Origin of the sequence: Pseudomonas sp. 203-8, from assembly GCF_020708595.1 — a bacterium.
Classification (GTDB): Bacteria; Pseudomonadota; Gammaproteobacteria; order Pseudomonadales; family Pseudomonadaceae; genus Pseudomonas; species Pseudomonas aeruginosa.
Genome location: NZ_JAJFDF010000002.1, coordinates 13,712 through 29,930, shown reverse-complemented (window position 1 = coordinate 29,930; position 16,219 = coordinate 13,712). Strand labels below are relative to the sequence as shown.

The following is a 16,219-nucleotide window of genomic DNA, read 5'->3' as shown; positions in this document are numbered from 1 at the left end:
GGCCCCGCCGGCGCGTCCAACGACGGCAGACGCGTCCTGGCCGGCGTGCTAAGGTGGCCCGTCCCGAGGACCCTGCTGAGGAGAGCAATGCGTAACCCCGAACGATCCGCCCTGCTGAAGGTGAGCGGGCTGCTGGGCAGCACCGTCGTCGCCATGGGGCTTGGCCTCTCCAGCGCCTGCGCGCAGAAGAATCCGACAGTCGAATACAACCAGCCTGCCGCTCCCCTGCAGACCAAGGCGCCCTTCTCCGGCGCCGGCCCGGCCGCCTCGGTGCCCGCTGGCGCGCCGAACGAGGCCCAGCCTGGGCAAAGCTTCGAACAGTGGCGTGACGCCTTCCGTCAACAGGCGCTGGCCGGTGGAATCGATGCGCAGACCTTCGATCGCGCCTTCGCCGGCGTCCAGCCCGATCCCGCCGTGGTCGAAGCCGACCGCAGCCAGCCGGAATTCACCCGACCGGTATGGAAGTACCTGGAAGGCGCCCTCGATCCGCTGCGCGTTCGCCAGGGCCAGGCGCGCCTGGCGCAGCATGCGCGCATCCTCGGCGAAGTCGACGCGCGCTATGCGGTGGATGCGGATGCGGTGGTGGCGATCTGGGGCATGGAGAGCAACTACGGTTCGCACATGGGCAACAAGAACGTGATCCGCTCCCTGGCGACCCTCGCCTATGAAGGACGCCGCCCGGAATTCGCCCACGCCCAGTTGCTCGCCGCCCTGAAGATTCTCCAGCACGGCGACGTTCCGGCCTCCTTCATGATCGGCTCCTGGGCCGGCGCCATGGGCCAGACCCAGTTCATCCCGACCACCTACAACCAGTATGCCGTGGACTTCGACGGCGACGGCAAGCGTGACATCTGGGGCTCGCCCGGCGACGCCCTGGCCTCCACCGCCAACTACCTGAAAGCCTCCGGCTGGATCGCCGGACAACCCTGGGGTTTCGAAGTCCGCCTGCCGGCAGGCTTCGACTATTCCCTGGCGGAACTCACCATCCGCAAGCCCCTGGGCGAATGGCAAGGGATGGGCGTACAAGGCGTCAACGGCGGCCCCCTGCCCTCCGGACTCTCCGGCGAACAGGCCTCGCTGCTGCTGCCGGCCGGGCACCGCGGCCCGGCCTTCCTGGTGCTGCACAACTTCCGCGCCATCCTCAAGTACAACAACTCCAGCGCCTACGCCCTGGCCGTCGGCCTGCTCGCCGACAGCTTCAAGGGCGGCGGCCGGATAGTCGGCGCCTGGCCGCTGGAGGATGTTCCGCTGAGCCGCTCGCAGCGCATCGAGCTGCAACGGCAACTGGCCGCCCGCGGACACGATCCGGGCGCGGTGGATGGCATCATCGGCGCCAATACGCGCAAGGCGATCCGCGCCTGCCAGCAGGAGTTCGGCTGGCCGGCGGACGGCTATCCGACCCCGGCGCTGCTCGACCGCCTGCGGACGCCATAGGGCCACCGGCGGAGCTTACGACCCCACGTCCGCCGCGACCGCTCGCGGCACACCGGTTCGTAGGGCGGATAACGCCATGGGCGTTATCCGCCGCTGCGGTGTCCAGGACCTAGTCATCCGCGCAGAACCGCAGGATAGCGTCCGCCACCTGGGCGGCCGCCTCGCGCTGCGGAAAATGGCCGACGCTCTCCAGCACCAGCCGCTGGTAGCGCCCGCTGAAGTAGTGCTCGCGTCCGCGGGTGCCGTCGGGGTGGGTGCAGGCATCCGCGCCGCCGTGCAGCACCAGGGTCGGCAGCGCCAGGCGCGGTGCCGGGAGCAAGCGCTGTTCCGCCGCCCCGTAGCGCGGCTCCCCCGCGACGAAGCCCCAGCGATGCCGGTAATAGTGCAGCACCACGGCGACCCAGTCCGGCCCGGAGAAGGCCTGGGCGGCCTCCTGGAAATCGCGCTCGGCATACCATCCCGGCGGCGACCAGGTGTCCCACATCTGCCGGGCGAATGCCTCGCCCTCCTCGCGCAGCGCGCGCTCTCCGCGTGGCGTAGCCATGAACCACTGGTACCAGAAGCTACGGGCCTGCGGCAGGGAAAGAACTTGCTGCGGATCGTTGCTGGCGTACCCCACCGAGAGCATCACCAGGTGCGAGGCTACGCCCTCGCGCAGTCCGCAGGCACTAGCCACCGCGCGAGCCCCCCAGTCATGGCCGACCAGCAGGGGACGTTGCAATGCCAGGCTGTCGACGAATGCCAGCAGATCGCAAGCCAGAGCCGCCAGTTGCCCGCTGCGCGGAGTAGACGCATCGCGGAAGCGGGTCGGGGCGAATCCCCGGAGGGCTGGTGCCAGCACCCGATAGCCGGCGTCCGCCAGGGACTCCGCCAGGTCTTTCCAGGTATGCGGGCTGTCCGGCCAACCGTGCAACAAGACGGCGCTGCGCGCCCCCTGCGGATTCCACTCCAGGTAGGCGATATCCAGGACATCGGCGGAAACGAAGGCATAGCGGCTCATCGGACCTCTCCAAGAGAAAGAAGGGACATCCTAGGACGCTTGCCAAGGGTGATTCATGAATAGTTAGCGTCTACTATTCATGAAACGAGATGAATGGAAGACCTCATGGAGCTTGCCGTCCCCACCTCCCAATCCCTGGATATCGTGTTGTTGCGTACCTTTCTCGAAGTGGTCGACAGCGGCGGTTTCGCCCTCGCCGCGGACAATCTCGCGCTCACCCCCTCCGCAGTCAGCGGGCATATCAAGCGCCTGGAACAGACAGCCGGCGTCAGCCTGCTCAGCCGCACCACTCGCCGCCTGGAGCTGACCCAGGCGGGCGAGACGCTCTACGCCTATGCCCGCAACATCGTCGAGCTGGAGCGCGAGGCCCGCGCCAGGCTGCACGGCACGCCGATCCGCGACCGCCTGCGCATCGGCGCTTCGGAGGACTTCGCCAGCGCCTGGCTGCCACGCGTCCTGCAACGCTTTCGCCGCTGGCACCCCGAAGCATCCATCGAACTCAAGGTCGGTATCACCACCGACCTGCTCCGCCAGCAGGCCCAGGGGCGCACCGACGTGGTGTTCGGCAAGCAGTGCCGGCGGGTAGGAGACGACGGCGAACTGCTCTGGGAGGAACCGCTGGTCTGGGCCGCGGCGACCGCGATCGAGCTGCCCGCGGGCGAACCGCTGCCGCTGGCGCTGTTCCCCGAACCCTGCGTCTACCGCGAAGCGGCGATTACAGCCCTCGGCGCCGCTGCGCGTCCCTGGCGCCTGGTGTTCGAGAGCGCCAGCATGGCCGGCTGCCTGTCCGCCGCGCTGGCTGGTTTCGCCGTGACGGTGATGGCGCGCAGCCAGATGCGCGAGGGGCTGCGCGAACTGGGCCCGGAACAGGGTTTTCCGACGCTGCCGGAGGCGCGTTTCTACGCCTTCTCGCGCCAACCCAGCCTGGCGGCCGATGCACTGATCGAGGCGGTGCGGCAGCTCGGCCAGCGCAGTCGCTTCGTTACCGCACAGGGATGAGAGCAAACGGTACCCACCTACGCGCCGGCGGATAACCGCAAGCGGTTATTCGTCCTCCGACCGAAGAGGCTTCGTGGCTGCCCAAAGAAAAACGCCGCGTCCCTGTGCAGGGACGCGGCGTCGGAGGCATTGGCGCGGCGTCGATCAGCCGATCTTGTTGCCGTGCGCCTGCTGGTCGGCATGGTAGGACGAACGCACCAGCGGACCGGACGCGACGTTCTTGAAGCCCATCTTCTCGCCTTCCTCGGCGAACCAGGCGAAGGTGTCCGGATGCACGAAGCGCTGCACCGGCAGGTGGTTGCGCGACGGCTGCAGGTACTGGCCGAGGGTCAGCATGTCGATGTCGTGCTCGCGCATCCGCTGCATGACCTCGATGACCTCATCGTCGGTCTCGCCCAGGCCGAGCATCAGCCCGGACTTGGTCGGTACGTGCGGAACCATCTGCTTGAACTTCTGCAGCAGGTCCAGCGACCACTCGAAGTCCGAGCCCGGCCGCGAGGAGCGGTACAGGCGCGGTACCGTCTCCAGGTTATGGTTGAACACGTCCGGCGGCTCGTTGGCGGTGATCTCCAGGGCGATGTCCATGCGACCGCGATAGTCGGGCACCAGGGTTTCCAGCTGGATCCCCGGCGACAGCTTGCGGATCTCGCGCAGGCAGTCGGCGAAGTGCTGGGCGCCGCCGTCGCGCAGATCGTCGCGGTCCACCGAGGTGATCACCACGTACTTCAGCCGCAGGTCGGCGATGGCGATGGCCAGGTTGGTCGGCTCGTCGACGTCCAGCGGCTTCGGCCGGCCATGACCGACGTCGCAGAACGGGCAGCGTCGGGTGCAGATATCGCCCATGATCATGAAGGTCGCGGTGCCGCCGGAGAAGCACTCGCCCAGGTTCGGGCAGGACGCCTCTTCGCAGACGCTGTGCAGCTTGTGCTTGCGCAGCAGTTGCTTGATGCGGTCGACCTCGGGGGAAACCGGGATGCGCACGCGGATCCAGTCGGGTTTCTTCGGCAGTTCCTCGGTGGGAATGATCTTCACCGGAATCCGCGCGACCTTTTCCGCGCCGCGCAGCTTCACGCCGACTTCCACCTTGCCCGGCTTGGCTTCTCCGGACTTCTCCACAACAGTGCTCATGTCAGTTCGATCCCGCCCGTAAGGGTCTTCTGTTCAGCGTAGCCAAGGCGTGAGACGAGCTCAGCGCGCAATCGGGTACACACCTCGGCAAAATCCACCGGCCCAACCAGGTCGCGCAGTTGGGTCATGGGCATCCCGGCGTAGCCGCAGGGATTGATTCGTTGGAACGGTCGCAGGTCCATGTCCAGGTTCAGCGCCAGGCCATGGAAGGAACAGCCGTTGCGGATGCGCAGGCCGAGGGAGGCGATCTTCGCCCCGTCGACGTAGACACCCGGCGCGTCCGGCTTGGCCACGGCCTGCACGTCATAGGACGCCAGCAGGCCGATCAGGCTCTGCTCGATCCGGCTGACCAGCTCGCGCACGCCCAGTCCCAGGCGGCGGACATCGAGCAGCAGGTAGGTGACCAACTGGCCGGGGCCGTGGTAGGTCACCTGGCCGCCGCGATCTACCTGGATCACCGGGATGTCGCCGGGGAACAGCACATGCTCCGCCTTGCCGGCCTGCCCCTGGGTGAAGACCGCAGGGTGCTGCAACAGCCAGGCTTCGTCCATTACCGATTTGTCGCGTTCGGCAACGAAGCGCTGCATGGCATGCCAGGTCGGTTCGTAGGGAACCTCGCCGAGCTCACGGAAGCCCAGCTCGAGTCCCATCAGAGCACCATGTGCACGCGTCCGGTCGCGCGCAGGTCGTTATGGATGGCTTGCAGTTGGTCGACATCGGTGGCGGTGATCAGCACCTGCACCGAGAGGAATCGCCCCTTGCTGCTGTCACGGACCACCAGGGTCTCGACGTCGAGATCCGGCGCGTGGCGCTGGATGATTTCCACGACCAGGTCGGAGAAACCTTCGCCGGCGTCGCCGATCACCTTGATCGGATAACGCTCGCAGGGGAATTCGATTTTCGGGGGTTGAACGTCAGGGGTATCGGTCATGGCGGCGGCGGACCCGTGGTCCGCGGGGACGGGCGCCCGCTGGCCTCGTGAGCGGGCGGGCGCCGGTCGGTCAGTTGAACAAACCGTAGAAGAACAGGCGGATGCTATCCCACAGGCGGCGGAAGAAACCACCCTCCTCGACGGCGTTGAGGGCGACCAGGTCGGCGCTGCGGATGACCTTGTCGTCCAGCTTCACTTCCACCTTGCCGATCACCTGGCCCTGCTGGATCGGCGCCATCAGTTGCGGCTCCAGGACCATGCTGGCCTGCAGCTTCTGCATCTGGCCGCGCGGCAGGGTCATGGTCAGATCTTCGGCGAGGCCGGCTTTCACTTCATGCTCGGAACCCTTCCAGACCAGGCCCTTGGTCAGCTCGGTGCCCTTCTTGTAGAAGTTGCGGCTTTCGAAGAAGCGGAAGCCATAGGTCAGCAGCTTCTGGGTCTCGGCGGCGCGGGCCTGCTCGCTGTTGGTGCCGAACACCACGGCGATCATGCGCTGGCCGTCGCGTACCGCGGAAGCCACCAGGCAGTAGCCGGCTTCGTCGGTGTGGCCGGTCTTCAGGCCGTCGACGGTTTTGTCGCGCCACAGCAGCAGGTTGCGGTTCGGCTGCTTGATGTTGTTCCAGAGGAATTCCTTCTGCGCGTAGATCGCGTAGTGGCTCGGCTCACCGTAGATGATCGCGCGGGCCAGCACCGCCATGTCGCGGGCGGAGGAATAGTGGTCCGGGTTGGGCAGGCCGGTGGCGTCCATGAAGTGGGAGTTGGTCAGGCCCAGCTTCTGCGCGGTGGTGTTCATCATGTCGGCGAAGGCGTCTTCGCTGCCGGCGATATGCTCGGCCAGGGCGACGCTGGCGTCGTTGCCGGACTGGATGATGATGCCATGCAGCAGGTCGCTCACCGAGACCTGGCTGCCGACCTTGATGAACATCCGCGAACCGCCGGTGCGCCAGGCATGTTCGCTGACGGTGACCAGGTCGTTCTCGCCGATGCGGCCGGCCTCGATCTCCTTGGTGGCGATGTAGGCGGTCATCAGTTTGGTCAGGCTGGCCGGCGGCAGGCGCTGGTCGCCGTTGTTCTCGACCAGAACCTGGCCGCTCTCGCCGTCCATCAGGACGTACGACTTGGCGGCCAGTTGCGGCGGCGCCGGAACCATGGATTCAGCAGCCCAGCCAGCCGTAGGGGCGATGAACAGGACAAGCAGTGACAAGCGTTTCGCGATAGTGGTGATGTTCATCCGTCTCTCTGGTTCTACCAATGGTCAAACAATCCCTTGCGGGAATTCCCTGCGTGAGTAGGCGCTCAGTCGGGGCGTACCAGCGTCGGCTGGCCAAGGTTGGCCACGCGGATGCTGTCCTGGGTGCGGCTAACCTCGTCCGCCGAACCGATCGGTCCCAGCCGCACCCGGTGCAGAATCTGCTGGTTGCGCACGACCGAGCTGATAAACACCGGCGCAGCCGTCACGCCGCTCAGCTTGGCCTTCAGCAGCTCCGCCGCATCCGGGTTGGCGAAGGCGCCCACCTGGAGATACAGGCCATCGGCTGGTAATGAAGCGTTTTTTTTTGAGTCGATCTGCACCGGCAGCACGGCGGCCGCGTGCTGTGCCGGCGGCGGAGTGTAGGTCTCGATCGGCTGGGCCATCGCCACCGCCTGCGTCTGCGCCGCGGCGGGAGCGGCCTGGGCCACCGCCTGCTTGGGCTGCGCCAGGACCATCGGTGCCGGCCGGCCGCGCTGGGCCCACCACTGCACCGGGTCGATGCCTTCGACCTTGACTCGCGCGGTGCCGGTCTCGGCATAACCGAGCTTCTTCGCCGCGGCGAAGGACAGGTCGATGACCCGGTCGGAATAGAACGGGCCGCGGTCGTTGACGCGGACGATCACGCTCTTGCCGTTGTCCAGGTTGGTCACCCGCACATAGCTCGGCAACGGCAGGGTCTTGTGCGCGGCGGTCATGCCGTAGAGGTCGTAGGTCTCGCCGTTGGCGGTGGCCTGGCCGTGGAACTTGGTGCCGTACCAGGACGCGGTGCCGACCATCCGGTAGGCCCGCGCATCGTTCATCGGGTAGTAGGTCTTGCCCAGCACGGTGTAGGGGTTGGCCTTCACCGAACCGTTGTGCGGCATCGGTACCGCATCGGGGATCCGCGACACGTCGACGTCCCACCAGGGGGCGCCGTCGCGATGCGGACGGGAATAGTCGCCCGGCCCGGAAATGCCCGCCTGCCTGGCCGGCTGCTGGGGCGCCTTGCTGGAGCAACTGCTCAACAGCACGGCCGCCAGCCCGAGGCCGCAGACGGCGGGCAGGATCAGGGAGGAGCGGACACGCTTGCTCAATGGGCACCTCGCGCGCGGGCAATCTCGCCCGCCAGCTGATAAACCGCCATGGCATACATGGCGCTGCGATTATAGCGGGTGATCACGTAGAAGTTCGGCAAACCGACCCAATACTCGATGCCCTTGTCGCCGACGAAACGCATCGCCGTGACCTTCTGGTCGTCGCGCAGCGCATCGTGGGTGCGCCAGCCGCGGGCACGCAGCTCGCCCAGGCTCATGGTCGGGTCGACGCCCCTGGTCACCGCGCTCTCGGCGCTCTCGTCGTTGATCTCGGCCACCGAGACCACCGGCTCGCCGGTGACCCAGCCGTGCTGCTTGAAGTAGCTGGCGACGCTACCGATGGCGTCGGTCGGGTCGCTCCAGATATTGATGTGGCCATCGCCGTCGAAGTCCACCGCGTAGGCGCGGAAGCTGCTCGGCATGAATTGCGGCAGGCCCATGGCGCCGGCGTAGGAGCCGGTCAGGCTGAGCGGGTCGACCTGCTGTTCGCGGGCGAGCAGGAGGAACTCGCGCAACTCCTTGCGGAAGAAGTCGGCCCGCGGCGGGTAGTCGAAGCCGAGGGTGGACAGCGCGTCCATCACCCGGTAGCTGCCGGTGTTGCGGCCGAAGAAGGTTTCCACGCCGATGATCGAGACGATGATCTCGGCCGGCACGCCGTATTCCTTCTCTGCCCGCGCCAGGTCTTCGGCATGCTTGTTCCAGAAGTCGACACCACGACTGATGCGCGCGTCGCTGATGAAGATCGGCCGGTATTCCTTCCACTGCTTGACCCGCTCGGCCGGGCGCGAGATCGCATCGAGGATCGACTGCTTGCGGTTCACGTCGCGGAACAGCCCCATCAGCTGCTCTCCGGCGAAGCCGTAGTCGCGGGTCATTTCGCTGACGAACTCGGCCACTTGCGGCGAGCCGTCGTAGTCCCCCGCCTGGGCCGCCCCGGACAGGCCAATGACGCCGGCTACGCCGACCCATTGGACGCCCCTGGCCGCCCATGTACGCAGTACTTGCATTGCGTTCTTCACTCTTGGTCTCAAACCTGGGCGATCCACTTCCGATGGGTATGGATCGACATCAGAACCCCGAACCCTGACAACAGGGTAACCAGCGAAGTTCCGCCATAACTAATGAAAGGCAGCGGTACCCCCACCACCGGCAACAACCCGCTCACCATACCGATATTCACGAAGACATAAACGAAAAACGTCATGGTGATGCCACCGGCCAGCAGTTTGCCGTAGAGCGTCTGCGCCTGGGCGGTGATCACCAGGCCACGACTGATCAGCAGCAGGTAGAGCACCAGCAGCAGGCAGACGCCGACCAGGCCGAACTCCTCGCCGAGGACCGCAATGATAAAGTCGGTGTGGCTTTCCGGCAAAAAATCCAGGTGCGACTGGGTGCCCAGCAGCCAGCCCTTGCCGAATACCCCGCCGGAACCGATGGCCGCCTTAGACTGGATGATGTTCCAGCCGGTGCCCAGCGGGTCGCTTTCCGGGTCGAGGAAGGTCAGCACCCGCTGTTTCTGGTAGTCGTGCATGATGAAGAACCACATCGCCACGGCGATCGGCACCGCCGCCGACACCGCGCCGACGATCCAGCGCCAGCGCAGGCCGCCGACGAACAGCACGAAGCCGCCGGAAGCGAGGATCAGCATGGCGGTGCCGAGGTCGGGTTGTTTCAGGATCAGCACGAACGGGGTGATGATGATCGCCAGGCTGATCACCATGTGCTTGAGCCCCGGCGGCAGGTTGCGCTTGGACAGGTACCAGGCCACCGTCATCGGCATCAGCAGCTTCATGAACTCCGAGGGCTGGAAGCGGATCACCCCGGGGATGTTGATCCAGCGCGTCGCCCCCTTGGCGTCGTGGCCGATCACGTCGACCACCACCAGCAGCGCGACCCCCACCAGGTAGCCCAGCGGCACCCAGCGGGCCATGAAGCGCGGCTCGATCTGGGCGATGACCACCATCATGCCCAGTCCCAGGCCGAACGAGGTGGCCTGCTTCATCAGCATGTCCCAGCTCTTGCCGCTCGCCGAATAGAGGACGAACAGGCCGGTGGCGCCGAGGATCAGCAACAGCAGCAGGAGAATCCCGTCGATGTGCAGGCGCTGCAACAGGCTGGCGCGCCGGCGCATCACGTCTTCGTTGGACAGGGTGCGGTCGAAGTTACTGTTCAAGGGCGGGCGCCTCCGGCTCGGCTGCCGTGGGTTCGGGCTTGGCCACCGCCGCCGCGAGCGGCGCGACGGGTTCCGCGTATTCGGCCTTGAGCTTGCCGTGCTCGTCGAGCAGCCAGGCGTCCATCACCTGCTTGACCACCGGGGCGGCGACGCCGGAGCCGGACTCGCCGTTCTCCACCATCACCGCCACCGCGATCTGCGGGTTGTTGGCCGGCGCGAAGCCGACGAACAGGGCGTGGTCGCGGTGCCGCTCGAGCAGCTTGGAGCGGTCGTAGCGCTCGTTCTGCTTGATCGCCACCACTTGGGCGGTACCGCTCTTGCCGGCGATCAGGTAGGCCGAGGTGGCGCCGACCTTGCGCGCCGTGCCGCGGGCGCCATGCACCACCTGCTGCATGCCGTAGTCGACGCGGTCCCAGTTGGCCGGGTCGCGCAGCACGATGTCGGGCATCGGGTCGGGGTCGACCGGCGGCTGGCCGTCGATGGTCTTGGCCAGGTGCGGGCGGATCCAGTGGCCCTTGTTGGCCAGCAGCGCGGTCATCTGCGCCAGTTGGATCGGCGTCGCCTGCATGTAGCCCTGGCCGATGCCGAGGATCAGGGTCTCGCCCGGGTACCAGACCTGGCGGCGGGTCTTGCGCTTCCATTCGCGCGAGGGCATCAGCCCGTCGGCTTCGCCGAACATGTCCAGGGCGACTTTCTGGCCGAAGCCGAAGCGGCTCATGAAGGCGTGCAGGCGGTCGATCCCCAGCTTGTGCGCGAGGTCGTAGAAATAGGTGTCGTTGGACCGGTAGATCGCCGACTCCAGGCTCACCCAGCCATCGCCGTAGCGGTTCCAGTTACGGTACTTGTGGTCGTAGTTGGGCAACTGGTAGTAGCCGGGGTCGAAGACCCGCGAGGTCGGCGTGACCACCCCGGCGTCGAGGCCGGCCAGCGCCACCGCCGGCTTCACCGTCGAGCCCGGCGGATAGAGCCCGCGCAGGACGCGGTTGTACAGCGGCCGGTCGATGGAGTCGCGCAGCTCGGCATAGGCCTTGAAGCTGATGCCGGTGACGAACAGGTTGGGGTCGTAGCTCGGCTGGCTGACCATCGCCAGCACGTCGCCGGTGGACGGCTGGATCGCCACGATGGCGCCCCGCCGCCCGGCCAGGGCGTTCTCGGCGGCCTCCTGCAGGCGGCTGTCGATGCTCAGGACGATGTCCTTGCCGGGAATCGGGTCGGTGCGCTTGAGCACCCGCAGCACCCGCCCGCGGGCGTTGGTCTCGACTTCCTCGTAGCCAACCGTGCCGTGCAACTCGCTCTCGTAGAAGCGCTCGATGCCGGTCTTGCCGATATGGTGGGTGCCGCTGTAGTTGATCGGGTCGAGGTTCTTCAGTTCCTGCTCGTTGATCCGCCCGACGTACCCGACCGAATGGGCGAAGTGCTCCTTCAGCGGGTAGTGGCGGACGAACTGGGTCGCCACGTCGACGCCCGGCAGGCGGAACTGGTTCACCGCGATGCGGGCGATCTGTTCCTCGTTGAGTTCGAACATGATGGGAACCGGCTCGAACGGACGCCGCCCCTGCTTCATGCGCTTCTCGAAGATGGCCCGGTCGTCCTCGGTCAGGCCGAGGATCTCCACCAGCGTGTCGAGGGTCTTCTGCAGGTCCTCGGTGCGTTCGCGGGTGATGGTCAGGCTGAAGCTCGGCCGGTTGTCGGCGATGATCACGCCGTTGCGGTCGAAGATGATCCCGCGGGTCGGCGGGATCGGCTGCACATGGACCCGGTTGTTCTCCGACAGCGTCGAATGGTACTCGTACTGGGTCACCTGCAGGTGGTACATGCGCGCCACCAGCACCAGGGTCAGCAAGACCACCGCCACCGCCCCGACGATGACGCGCCGACGCACCAGGCGGGCGTCTTTCTCGTGGTCTTTCAGGTGGATCGGCTGCGGCATCGGGACTGGGGACTATTTGTGGTAGGGGTGCCCGGACAATACGGTCCAGGCCCGGTAGATCTGCTCGCCGACCAGGATCCGCACCAACGGGTGCGGCAGCGTCAACGGCGACAGCGACCAGCGCTGCTCGCTGCGCGCGCAGACCTCCGGCGCCAGCCCTTCCGGGCCGCCGACCATGAGATTCACGGTGCGTGCGTCGAGACGCCAGCGATCCAGTTCGCGAGCCAGTTGCTCGGTGCTCCAGGGCCGACCTTCGACCTCCAGGGTCACCACCCGTTCCCCCGGCTGGACGCGCGCCAGCATGGCCTCGCCTTCCTGACGGATCAGGCGCGCCACATCGGCGTTCTTGCCGCGGGTGTTGAGCGGGATCTCCACCAGTTCGAGGGACAGCTCGGCCGGCAGGCGCTTGACGTATTCCTGCCAGCCTTCCTCGACCCAGCGAGGCATGCGCGAGCCAACCGCGATCAGGCGCAACCGCATGCCGGCGTCACTCTTCCGGCTGGTGCTGGGCGCGGCTCTGCTCGGCGCCCTGCCACAGGCGCTCCAGGTCGTAGAACTGGCGGGTCGCCGGGAGCATCACGTGGACCACCACGTCGCCCAGGTCGAGCAGCGCCCATTCGCCGGACTCCAGGCCTTCGCTGCCCAGGGGCTTGACGCCGTTTTCCTTGGCCTTGGTCAGGACGTTGTCGGCCAGCGACTTGACCTGGCGGCTGGAACTGCCGCAGGCGATCACCATGTAGTCGGTGACGCTGGTCTTGTCCCGCACATCGAGGGTCACGATGTCCTGGGCCTTGAGGTCTTCCAGGGCATCGATGGCCACTTGGACGAGTTGTTCGGTTTGCATTGAGTCGGTCTCTGTTTCTTTATCAGTGTGGCGCACGATACAGGTGGTGCGCCTCGATGTAGTTCAATACCGCGTCCGGCACCAGGAAACGCACGGAGCGCCCGGCACCCAGCAGCGCGCGGATCTGGGTGGCGGACACCGCCAGCGGCGTCTGCCAGACGAAGGTGATCTGTCCGCCCGGCCCTTTCAGGGCCTGCGGGTCGGCCACGCTCCGCGCCGCCAGCAGGTCGCGCAGCGACTCCGGCGGCTCGCTGTCGGCATCCGGACGCTGCAACACGACGATGTGGCAGTGATCCAGCAACGCCTCCCAGCGGTGCCACGTCGGCAAGCCACAGAAGGCATCCCAGCCGATCAGCATGAACAACTGGTCGTCGGCCGCCAGCTCCGCCCGCACCGACTCCAGGGTGTCGATGGTGTAGGACGGCTTGTCGCGCTGCAGTTCGCGGGGATCGACCGTCAATCGCTCGACTCCCGCCACCGCCCGCTCGACCATCGCCAACCGCTGCGCGGCCGACACCTGCGGGGTTTCCCGGTGCGGCGGCCGCGCATTGGGCAGCAGGCGCAGTTCGTCGAGGGCGAACTGCTCGGCCATTTCCACGGCGCTGCGCATATGTCCGATATGCACGGGGTCGAAAGTGCCGCCGAACAGGCCGATACGTTTGCCCATCAGGTGCGCACGTGACCGTCGCCGAAGACGACGTACTTCTCGCTGGTCAGGCCTTCCAGGCCGACCGGGCCGCGGGCGTGCAGCTTGTCGGTGGAAATCCCGATCTCGGCGCCGAGGCCGTACTCGAAGCCGTCGGCGAAGCGGGTCGAGGCGTTGACCATCACCGAAGCGGAATCCACTTCGGCGAGGAAACGCCGCGCATCGCTGAAATTCTCGGTAATGATCGCGTCGGTGTGCTGCGAGCCGTAGGTGTTGATGTGCTCGATCGCCGCGTCCAGCCCGTCGACGATGCGGATCGACAGGATCGGCGCGTTGTACTCGGTACGCCAGTCCTCCTCGGTAGCCTCCAGCACGTCTGCGCCGAGCAGCGCGCGGGTCGCGGCGTCGCCGCGCAGTTCCACGCCCTTCTCGCGGTAGATCGTGGCCAGCGGCGGCAGCATCTGCTCGGCGATGCCGGCATGCACCAGCAGCGTCTCCATGGTGTTGCACGGTGCATAGCGCTGGGTCTTGGCGTTGTCGGCGACGCGAATCGCCTTGTCCAGGTCGGCGGCGACATCGATGTAGACGTGGCAGATGCCGTCCAGGTGCTTGATCACCGGCACCTTGGCCTCGCGGCTGATGCGCTCGATCAGGCCCTTGCCGCCGCGCGGGACGATCACGTCGACGTATTCGGGCATGCTGATCAGCGCGCCGACCGCGGCGCGGTCGGTGGTTTCCACCACCTGCACGGCGGCGGCCGGCAGGCCGGCCTCGGCCAGGCCCTGCTGGATGCAGCGGGCGATCGCCTGGTTGGAGTGGATCGCCTCGGAGCCGCCGCGCAGGATGGTCGCGTTGCCGGACTTCAGGCACAGGCTGGCGGCGTCGATGGTCACGTTCGGCCGCGACTCGTAGATGATCCCGACCACGCCCAGCGGCACGCGCATCTTGCCGATCTGGATGCCCGAGGGCACATAGCGCATGTCGCGGATCTCGCCGATCGGGTCGGGCAGCGTGGCGACCTGGCGCAGGCCCTCGATCATGTCGTCGATGCGCGCCGGGGTCAGCGCCAGGCGGTCCAGCATCGCCGGCTCCAGGCCATTGGCGCGGCCGGCGGCGAGGTCCTGCTCGTTGGCGTGGGACAACTCCGCGCGGGCGGCGTCCAACGCATCGGCCGCGGCCAGCAGGGCGCGGTTCTTCTGCGCGGTGGCGGCGCGCGCGAGCAACCGCGAGGCGGCGCGGGCATCGCGGCCAAGGCGGCTCATATAGTCGAGGACGGACTCGGTCATGGTCTCGGCATCTGGCGTCAGGGAAATGCGCGATTATAGCGAGCCAGCCCCGGCGCGCCCAGCCGCAACAGCCGGTCGGTAGACAGTGCGTTCCATCGCCCCCGGCGGTAACGCGGCAGCCCCGCTGCGCCTGGGGCTGTGCGCGAGACGGTGACACCCGGGCGCAGGCGCCGGCCGAAGGATAGGTAAACAAAATTGCTACCTCTGTTTACCTTCGAGGCGAGCCTGGCCACTGCCACCCACCGGCACCCGCTCGGCAGAACAACAATAACGACGCACACACCGCGGGGCCTCGCCATGCGCTACCGTACCGACTACAGCGCACAGTCGCTGAGCAGCGAACCGGATATCCTCTTCCTAGACGGCTGGCAACTGCGCTACCAGGCCTTCGCCGCCCGCGCCGACGACCCGCGCCCGCCGGTGCTCCTGCTGGGCGGCGCCTTCCAGAGCTTCCGCTCGTTCACCGGCGAGGTCAGCGAACTGCTCGCCGAGCACCCGGTGATCCTGCTCGACCTGCCGAGCCAGGGCGGCAACCTGCAACTGGCGGCGGAACTGAGCCTGGAAGACCTCGCCGACCTGATCGCGGCCTTCGCCGAACAGCTCGGCCTGCCGCCGTTGATGCCCATCGGCCTGTCCTACGGCTCGGCCCTGGCCGCGCTGTTCGCCGCCCGCCATCCGCGCCGCTGCGCGCGCCTGCTACTGGCCGGCATCACCGCATTCGGCCGCCCCGGTGCGCGGCTGCTGCTGGAAGAAGCCCTGGCCCGGCTCGACGAGGGCGACCAGAGCGCCTTCGCCCACGGCGTACTGACCGGCCTGATCAACCCGCTACAGCTGGAACGTACCGGCGTCTCCCCGGTATTTCGCAAGGCCATGCTGCGCCAGTTGCAACGCCTGACCGCGGCGGAGATCGAACGCTACCGGCAGAATAGCCGGCGCCTGCTGGCCTTCGGCGGCTTCGAGCGGCACCCGACCTGCCCGACCCTGGTGCTCGCCGGCGAGTACGACCATTTCACCCAGCCCTGGGAACATGCGGTGTTCGCCCATGCCTGCGGGAACGCCGAGTTCGCCCTGATCCACGACGCCGACCATCTTGCCCAGTTCGAACGACGCGAGGCCTGCGCCCGGCTCTACGGCCCGTTCCTGCGCGGCGAGGCACTGCCGGAGCGCGCCGAGGGCAGCACGCGGATCCCGCGCACGCGCCTGCTCGACCTGGAGCGACGCTTCGAGGTCCGCCATCGGCCAGCCCAAGGGCACGCTCGGCTGGAACATCCGCAGTTCGGCGTCTATGCGGCGGAACTGATGGAACTCGGCTATTTCGGCGGGCGGCTGCACGCCGAGCTGCCCGAATCCCGCCCGCAACGCGGCTGGCGGTTGTGCTGCGACGGCCTGGCGGACTTGGACATCCTGCCCCTGCGCTCGACCGCCGACGGCTTCGCCTTCATCTTCCCGCACTCCGATCCGGCGGCCAGCGCCGGACTGGCCGACCTCCTCGCCGCCTGGGAGCGAGCGGAGGTCGCCTGAGA

Annotated in this window: 16 protein-coding genes; 3 read left to right on the top strand and 13 right to left on the bottom strand. The window is 67.2% G+C overall.

The features are described 5' to 3' along the window. Positions 1-87: 87 nt before the first annotated feature. Positions 88-1,434, top strand: coding sequence for a lytic murein transglycosylase (locus tag LJF27_RS03640; protein WP_003118255.1), 1,347 nt, complete (start codon positions 88-90; stop codon positions 1,432-1,434). A gap of 109 nt (positions 1,435-1,543) precedes the next feature. Here the strand turns inward: LJF27_RS03640 and LJF27_RS03635 are convergent, their stop codons facing one another. Continuing rightward, on the bottom strand, positions 1,544-2,434 hold the full coding sequence (locus LJF27_RS03635) for an alpha/beta fold hydrolase (RefSeq protein ID WP_016263113.1): 891 nt from the start codon (positions 2,432-2,434) through the stop codon (positions 1,544-1,546). A gap of 105 nt (positions 2,435-2,539) precedes the next feature. On the opposite strand from LJF27_RS03635, the gene LJF27_RS03630 reads away from it, so the two are divergent. Next, complete coding sequence (locus LJF27_RS03630; protein WP_016263112.1) at positions 2,540-3,433, top strand: LysR family transcriptional regulator; 894 nt, start codon at positions 2,540-2,542, stop codon at positions 3,431-3,433. Positions 3,434-3,577: 144 nt separating this feature from the next. Here the strand turns inward: LJF27_RS03630 and lipA are convergent, their stop codons facing one another. The 12 genes from lipA to LJF27_RS03570 form a co-directional block, all read right to left on the bottom strand. Then, entirely contained in the window at positions 3,578-4,561 is a 984-nt protein-coding gene (gene lipA, locus LJF27_RS03625) for a lipoyl synthase (RefSeq protein WP_003119196.1), read from the bottom strand. After that, a complete protein-coding gene (lipB, locus tag LJF27_RS03620; RefSeq protein ID WP_003093177.1) occupies positions 4,558-5,211 on the bottom strand; it encodes a lipoyl(octanoyl) transferase LipB in 654 nt (217 codons plus the stop codon). Before lipB ends, lipA begins: the two co-directional genes overlap by 4 nt. Beyond that, a complete protein-coding gene (locus LJF27_RS03615; protein WP_003100311.1) occupies positions 5,211-5,492 on the bottom strand; it encodes a DUF493 domain-containing protein in 282 nt (93 codons plus the stop codon). Before LJF27_RS03615 ends, lipB begins: the two co-directional genes overlap by 1 nt. Positions 5,493-5,562: 70 nt before the next feature. Continuing rightward, complete coding sequence (locus tag LJF27_RS03610) at positions 5,563-6,723, bottom strand: D-alanyl-D-alanine carboxypeptidase family protein (protein WP_003093182.1); 1,161 nt, start codon at positions 6,721-6,723, stop codon at positions 5,563-5,565. 65 nt (positions 6,724-6,788) lie between these two features. Beyond that, positions 6,789-7,817 (bottom strand): septal ring lytic transglycosylase RlpA, encoded by a 1,029-nt coding sequence (rlpA, locus tag LJF27_RS03605; protein WP_003100310.1) that lies wholly within the window; start codon positions 7,815-7,817, stop codon positions 6,789-6,791. Then, positions 7,814-8,836, bottom strand: coding sequence for a lytic murein transglycosylase B (gene mltB, locus LJF27_RS03600; protein ID WP_003132500.1), 1,023 nt, complete (start codon positions 8,834-8,836; stop codon positions 7,814-7,816). The genes rlpA and mltB overlap by 4 nt, the downstream gene beginning before the upstream one ends. 8 nt (positions 8,837-8,844) lie before the next feature. Beyond that, positions 8,845-9,948 carry a rod shape-determining protein RodA gene (rodA, locus tag LJF27_RS03595; protein ID WP_003114090.1) on the bottom strand — a complete coding sequence of 368 codons (1,104 nt, stop codon included), beginning with the start codon at positions 9,946-9,948 and terminating at the stop codon, positions 8,845-8,847. A 31-nt stretch (positions 9,949-9,979) separates the two neighbouring features. Then, positions 9,980-11,920 (bottom strand): penicillin-binding protein 2, encoded by a 1,941-nt coding sequence (mrdA, locus tag LJF27_RS03590; protein ID WP_003093191.1) that lies wholly within the window; start codon positions 11,918-11,920, stop codon positions 9,980-9,982. Positions 11,921-11,932: 12 nt separating this feature from the next. Then, positions 11,933-12,400, bottom strand: a complete 468-nt coding sequence (gene rlmH, locus LJF27_RS03585; RefSeq protein ID WP_003093193.1) for a 23S rRNA (pseudouridine(1915)-N(3))-methyltransferase RlmH — start codon at positions 12,398-12,400, stop codon at positions 11,933-11,935. A gap of 7 nt (positions 12,401-12,407) precedes the next feature. Further along, positions 12,408-12,764 (bottom strand): ribosome silencing factor, encoded by a 357-nt coding sequence (gene rsfS / locus LJF27_RS03580; RefSeq protein ID WP_003100305.1) that lies wholly within the window; start codon positions 12,762-12,764, stop codon positions 12,408-12,410. A gap of 22 nt (positions 12,765-12,786) precedes the next feature. Next, positions 12,787-13,431 carry a nicotinate-nucleotide adenylyltransferase gene (gene nadD / locus LJF27_RS03575; protein ID WP_003093199.1) on the bottom strand — a complete coding sequence of 215 codons (645 nt, stop codon included), beginning with the start codon at positions 13,429-13,431 and terminating at the stop codon, positions 12,787-12,789. After that, positions 13,431-14,696: a glutamate-5-semialdehyde dehydrogenase gene (locus LJF27_RS03570; protein ID WP_023117168.1), complete on the bottom strand. Its 1,266-nt coding sequence runs from the start codon at positions 14,694-14,696 to the stop codon at positions 13,431-13,433. The genes nadD and LJF27_RS03570 overlap by 1 nt, the downstream gene beginning before the upstream one ends. 297 nt (positions 14,697-14,993) lie before the next feature. Here LJF27_RS03570 and LJF27_RS03565 point away from each other — a divergent pair, with 297 nt between their 5' ends. Continuing rightward, positions 14,994-16,217, top strand: coding sequence for an alpha/beta fold hydrolase (locus tag LJF27_RS03565; RefSeq protein ID WP_003100301.1), 1,224 nt, complete (start codon positions 14,994-14,996; stop codon positions 16,215-16,217). Positions 16,218-16,219: the final 2 nt, after the last annotated feature.

Excerpts from the sequence above, each read along its gene's own strand:
- mrdA (WP_003093191.1), bottom strand. The coding sequence starts at position 11,920 with ATGCCGCAGCCGATCCACCTGAAAGACCACGAGAAAGACGCCCGCCTG.
- LJF27_RS03610 (WP_003093182.1), bottom strand. The coding sequence starts at position 6,723 with ATGAACATCACCACTATCGCGAAACGCTTGTCACTGCTTGTCCTGTTC.
- rsfS (WP_003100305.1), bottom strand. The coding sequence starts at position 12,764 with ATGCAAACCGAACAACTCGTCCAAGTGGCCATCGATGCCCTGGAAGAC.
- lipA (WP_003119196.1), bottom strand. The coding sequence starts at position 4,561 with ATGAGCACTGTTGTGGAGAAGTCCGGAGAAGCCAAGCCGGGCAAGGTG.
- LJF27_RS03570 (WP_023117168.1), bottom strand. The coding sequence starts at position 14,696 with ATGACCGAGTCCGTCCTCGACTATATGAGCCGCCTTGGCCGCGATGCC.
- rodA (WP_003114090.1), bottom strand. The coding sequence starts at position 9,948 with ATGCGCCGGCGCGCCAGCCTGTTGCAGCGCCTGCACATCGACGGGATT.
- LJF27_RS03630 (WP_016263112.1), top strand. The coding sequence starts at position 2,540 with ATGGAGCTTGCCGTCCCCACCTCCCAATCCCTGGATATCGTGTTGTTG.
- LJF27_RS03565 (WP_003100301.1), top strand. The coding sequence starts at position 14,994 with ATGCGCTACCGTACCGACTACAGCGCACAGTCGCTGAGCAGCGAACCG.
- nadD (WP_003093199.1), bottom strand. The coding sequence starts at position 13,431 with ATGGGCAAACGTATCGGCCTGTTCGGCGGCACTTTCGACCCCGTGCAT.
- LJF27_RS03635 (WP_016263113.1), bottom strand. The coding sequence starts at position 2,434 with ATGAGCCGCTATGCCTTCGTTTCCGCCGATGTCCTGGATATCGCCTAC.
- LJF27_RS03615 (WP_003100311.1), bottom strand. The coding sequence starts at position 5,492 with ATGACCGATACCCCTGACGTTCAACCCCCGAAAATCGAATTCCCCTGC.
- rlmH (WP_003093193.1), bottom strand. The coding sequence starts at position 12,400 with ATGCGGTTGCGCCTGATCGCGGTTGGCTCGCGCATGCCTCGCTGGGTC.
- LJF27_RS03640 (WP_003118255.1), top strand. The coding sequence starts at position 88 with ATGCGTAACCCCGAACGATCCGCCCTGCTGAAGGTGAGCGGGCTGCTG.
- lipB (WP_003093177.1), bottom strand. The coding sequence starts at position 5,211 with ATGGGACTCGAGCTGGGCTTCCGTGAGCTCGGCGAGGTTCCCTACGAA.